6 protein-coding genes are annotated in these 4693 nt (G+C 43.0%); 3 read left to right on the top strand and 3 right to left on the bottom strand.

Annotation, left to right across the window (positions count from 1 at the left end; all coding sequences use genetic code 11):
* The first annotated feature begins 155 nt into the window (after positions 1-155).
* Positions 156-614: an N-acetyltransferase gene (locus MHN01_RS17070; protein WP_239412440.1), complete on the top strand. Its 459-nt coding sequence runs from the start codon at positions 156-158 to the stop codon at positions 612-614.
* A 69-nt stretch (positions 615-683) separates the two neighbouring features.
* On the opposite strand, the gene MHN01_RS17065 is transcribed toward MHN01_RS17070, so the two are convergent.
* On the bottom strand, positions 684-935 hold the full coding sequence (locus MHN01_RS17065) for a hypothetical protein (protein WP_239412439.1): 252 nt from the start codon (positions 933-935) through the stop codon (positions 684-686).
* Positions 936-1296: 361 nt separating this feature from the next.
* Between MHN01_RS17065 and MHN01_RS17060 the strand changes: the two genes are divergently transcribed.
* Positions 1297-1836: a redoxin domain-containing protein gene (locus tag MHN01_RS17060; protein WP_239412438.1), complete on the top strand. Its 540-nt coding sequence runs from the start codon at positions 1297-1299 to the stop codon at positions 1834-1836.
* A gap of 190 nt (positions 1837-2026) precedes the next feature.
* On the opposite strand, the gene MHN01_RS17055 is transcribed toward MHN01_RS17060, so the two are convergent.
* A complete protein-coding gene (locus MHN01_RS17055; RefSeq protein ID WP_239412437.1) occupies positions 2027-2590 on the bottom strand; it encodes an HD family hydrolase in 564 nt (187 codons plus the stop codon).
* A gap of 294 nt (positions 2591-2884) precedes the next feature.
* Between MHN01_RS17055 and MHN01_RS17050 the strand changes: the two genes are divergently transcribed.
* Entirely contained in the window at positions 2885-3877 is a 993-nt protein-coding gene (locus MHN01_RS17050) for a zinc-binding alcohol dehydrogenase family protein (protein WP_239412436.1), read from the top strand.
* Between the two features lie 47 nt (positions 3878-3924).
* Here MHN01_RS17050 and MHN01_RS17045 read toward each other — a convergent pair.
* On the bottom strand, positions 3925-4693 hold a 769-nt coding region (locus MHN01_RS17045), incomplete at its 5' end, for a LysR substrate-binding domain-containing protein (protein WP_239412435.1).

The following is a 4693-nucleotide window of genomic DNA, read 5'->3' as shown; positions in this document are numbered from 1 at the left end:
CCATTGAACCTGGAAGGGTTGAATAAGCTCCTACAACAAGCTCGATTATCGCAAAACTGGATGAGTAAAGTCGAGCTTCGGCTGGAAACAGGAAAGGTTGAAAATTGGAACTTCAGACTGCTTGGTCACACATGAATGTAAACAAGGAAACAGTAATGGTCCAGTTATCCCCATCTTTAAAAACCGAGCTAAATCTATTTGCGGAAATGGAGCAGCTTGCTGACAACGCAAGCTATATCATTCCTAATACGCCTGAGAAGCATCTAGTCGAGTACTTAAAAGAAGATACCCATTACCTAACGATTAAAAATGCTAATGAGATTGCTGGATTTATCATTCTTGTGGTTAATGAAAACAGTAAAAGTGCCGAATTTAGACGTATAGTTGTATCACAAAAGGGGCTGGGGATTGGTCAGAAAGCCATGAATTTAATGGAGCAATTCGTGACTACTAATCTCAAAGCTAATCGAATTTGGCTTGATGTGTTTGAAGAGAATGCTCGTGGAAAACATATTTATGAAAAAATGGGTTATAAAACCTTCAAGACTGATGAGTTTAATGGCAGGACCCTAATTTTTATGGATAAAGATATGTCGGTGACTAATAAGAGTTGAAGTTATACAACAAAAACGCGAACCAATGGTTCGCGTTTTTGTAAGAAAGGCTAAGTTAGCTCCAAGCTTTTAGTGCAGCTTCTTTTTAGGGCCGTGACGGATAAGGTCCTTACCGTTTTCGTATACTTCTTCAGTCACCCAGCGTCCGAGTAGCAGCTGATGCTTGTCATCAAGGACTGCAACGAAATGGCGGCCGTCAGCATTGTTAGTTGCCAGGGCAACACCCGCGACATTTGTCAGACCGAGCCCGCCATTTTCCACCAATAGAAGAAAATTCTCGAGTTCTTCAAGGTTGTCAATCACGCTTTCATCAAATTTCATATGATTATCACTTTGCTTGTTTGTATACCCACCTCTTGAGTACAGCATAGGACGGATAGCCAGAAGGTACTTTACTCGGCTATATCTTGCTGTGTTACATTTTGTATTGAGGCGAGAGTTATCAATGAATGTACTTTACAGTTGATGCATGATGAATAGAACCTGCCAAGCGTCGGGAGTTATGAAAAAAGCCTATTTTCAGCTTGGTAGCTCAAGAAGTAACCAATGATAGTAATGCTACTTAATGCCTTAATTCAAAATTATTTGCATGGTTACCTTTTGGTAACTACTTGAATACCTTTAGTCCAGTGCCCACAATAAGATTTCAAATCTAGAAAGCGAAATTGTTTTTGGAGTAACTATGGCTAGTTCAGTAAAACTTAAGGCTGGGGATGTATTTCCGGAGATGGAAGCGGCATTACTTGATGGTACAGTCGCAACCCTCGGAAAGCCACGAAATTGGGCGGTGTGGCAAGCGGTATTTGTCTATCGTGGAAAGCATTGCCCACTTTGTACCAAATACCTCAATGAACTCGAAAGTTATAAGCAAGCTTTTGCTGATGCAGGGGTTGATATTCTGGCCGTGTCTGGTGACTCCAAAGAGCAGTTGCAAGCCCATCTGGATGCATTAGATATAAGTTTCCCAATAGCTTATGGGCTAACGGAAGAGCAGATGAAAGATCTTGGTTTGTATATCTCACTGCCACGCTCCGAGCAAGAAACCGATCATAATTTCTCAGAGCCGGGGCTTTTTGTCGTTAACGAACATGGCAACTTGCATGTGGTTGATATTTCGAATAACCCGTTTGTACGTCCTGAGCTTGGTGCGCTTTCTCGTGGTCTGGCCTGGATCCGAAATCCGGATAACAACTATCCTATTCGAGGCACTCTGGATTATTGATAGCCTGAACTGATGGAAAGAATGCTTCAATGAATTGTTGCCATTCTTTCCGGTCAAATCGATTTCATCTTCTATCTGTTATGCAAACACGTTGTTTTACAAGGTAGGTGTGAATAACCAAGGGATACGGTAATGAGTTCAAAGTTGGTTTCAATACCGCTTTTTTACAGCTGCGACTATCAATGGCGACTTATTTTGATGCCAGGCGCTCTGTATCCTGGTCTATGATAGCTCGAATTTGTTTGGTTAGTTCATCATAGTCGGTGTGTTTCTTGCCGTATTGCAGGTTAAATTCATAATTAAAGTCTGCTGGGTTACGCCCTTGAGTATGCTGCAGAAGAGTTTCAATTTTATCTAAAGCTTTTGCCAAACGTGCCTCCTCGGTGGAGGCACTGTCATATTCGAGCCACAGATCCAGGATTTCGCTTTGTAAGGTGTCATCCAGCGGGGCTATCAGGCTTTCCAGATCTCGTCGCTCAATAGCGCTTTTATCAAGCCCTGCGTGCTGTTCAAGTGCAGAGATGTCTCCGCCAATAGCTTCAGCAAGATCATGAATAATGCACAGCTTAATAACTTTAAGCATATCCAGGTGAGAGTAGTGCTCCTCCAATAACAAGGCCATTAAACACAATCGCCATGTGTGCTCGGCAGTACTTTCCCTGCGTCCGTTGGATGTCCATGCTGTTCTTAGTGTGTTCTTCAGTTGCTCGGCATCACGCAAAAATTGTAGTACGCCTTCAATCTTGTTTATCAACTCATTACCCTCAGTAACCATCAAAAAAAATTTGTTGATCAATGCTAGATATGCAGGCGCTATCTAATATTGTCACAATCTTGTTCATGAAATGGGTTATCCTCAAGCTGGCTAGTGTACTGATAGAACGATTCAGTTGTCTAACTGCTATTCCGTAGCCAATTCCATTTTTGCAATTGTGTTGTCCAATACTGCTAATTACGAATACATCAATTTCTTTCTAACATCTCACTCGTAACCAAAGACAAACAACCGAAAAGCTGAATATAGCAATACCTTTGAAAGGAGAGAGTGATGAAAGCGGTAGTACTCGAACAAGTTGGTGGAAGCGACAAATTACTATATAAAGATATCGACATACCTGCTTTGGCAGAGGGCGATGTGCTGGTTCAAATGAAGGCTGTCCCGGTTAATTTCATTGATACAGTGATCAGAGAAGGGAACATGCCTCCTGGCATGATGCCTGACTTACCATATATTTCTGGGGTGGAAGGTAGCGGCATTGTTGTGGAGTCAAATGGAACCGCATTAGCAAAAGGGCAAAAGGTAGCTTTTCTTGGTCCAATCGGCTCATCAACGTATGCCGAATATACAGCGGTTAATGCGGATAAGCTTATTGTTCTGCCAGATTCTGCTAATTTGATGGAAGTTGGTGCAATGCCAGTGACTTACTTCACGGCTTATCATATGTTGCATAACGTTGTTCGTGCGGAGCCGGGCAAGTTTGCACTGATTTACGCCGGATCTGGTGGTGTTGGTACGGCACTCATTCAATTGGCGAAAGTTGCAGGCCTTAATGTTATTGCGCTCGACAGACATGACGAGAAAGTTATGCAATCTTTGAAGCTTGGAGCTGATTTCGCTTTCAATTCAAATGATAACTGGGTAGAGAAGGTCAAAGAGGTAACTGCTGGAAAAGGGGTAAATTACATATTTAATCCGGTTGCAGGTAACACCATTGCTCAGGATTTGGACGTGCTGGCAACCTTAGGCCATATTGTTGTTTTTGGTTTCCTTGCCGGTATTGGCGAAACGAATCTTCAGGCTGAAGCGGTAAAGCATTTTGGTAAAGCGCCGACGATTACATATTCTGAAATTTATGCCACTTACTTTAATGACTATCCGTTAGTCAAGGCATCGATGGAAGGGATCTACAAACTTTTAGCAGAAGGTAAAATTATGCCTGTGTATTCAACAATGCCACTTGAAGAGGCGGCAAAGGCTCATGATCTGCTCGAAAACGGCAAGGTCTTGGGCAAAGTGCTTCTAACGCCTGACCGCCAATAACCTCCTGAATTGGTATGAACAGGCACAGTAAGTGCCTGTTCGCTATCTTAGATGTTCTGCTTGAGGTTTCTTTCCTTAATATAATCCACGATATGCTTGATCTGACTTATCGTGTGACGTTTTCCCATATAGTAGGCGTACATGGTTCTTTGTCGCGGAGTTAAATCTGCAACGTTAAGACTGACAATTGTCGGCTCGGTGATCATTACGCTCGGGATCATTGCAACAAATTGACCGCTTTTTACCGCATGGTAAGCAAGGCTTAGATCATCAACGACAAGATTTTCTGTTGGTTCGAAGAGTATTTCTTTCTTGGTGTTATCCATGAATGACCAAGAACGTGCGGGCAAAGACACCACACAGGGGAGATGCTTAAGTTCATCAAGGGAAATATGTTCAGGATTAAGCTGATGAGAAGCGACGAACGCATCTGAAGCGCAAAGTGAGTAGGGAATATCCCATAAACGCAATGCTACTGCAGACGAGTCAACAAGCGGGCCAACCCTGAAGGCCAGATCGATGTCTTCTTTAATCAGGTTCAAATTCACGTTGGATAACGATAGCTCAAGATTTAGCTCGTTATGCTCTGAGGCGAAGTCAATCAGCCAATTACCCAGGAAGTCTAATCCGGCTCTTACGGGCATTGATACCGTGAGCTTGCCTTTAAACGAAACCTCAGCATCAATGGCCAGATCGACAGAGTACGCCAGAGACTCAAGTAATGGTGCGCAGTCTTTGTAGAGTTGTTGGCCTCGTTGCGTTACTTTTACCTCTCGGGTTGTGCGGTGAAGCAAGTGTAAGCCCAGTGCGCTTTCC

It is taken from the genome of Photobacterium sp. OFAV2-7 (genome assembly GCF_022347985.1).
Classification (GTDB): Bacteria; Pseudomonadota; Gammaproteobacteria; order Enterobacterales; family Vibrionaceae; genus Photobacterium.
This window is presented reverse-complemented; position numbering and strand designations above follow the sequence as displayed.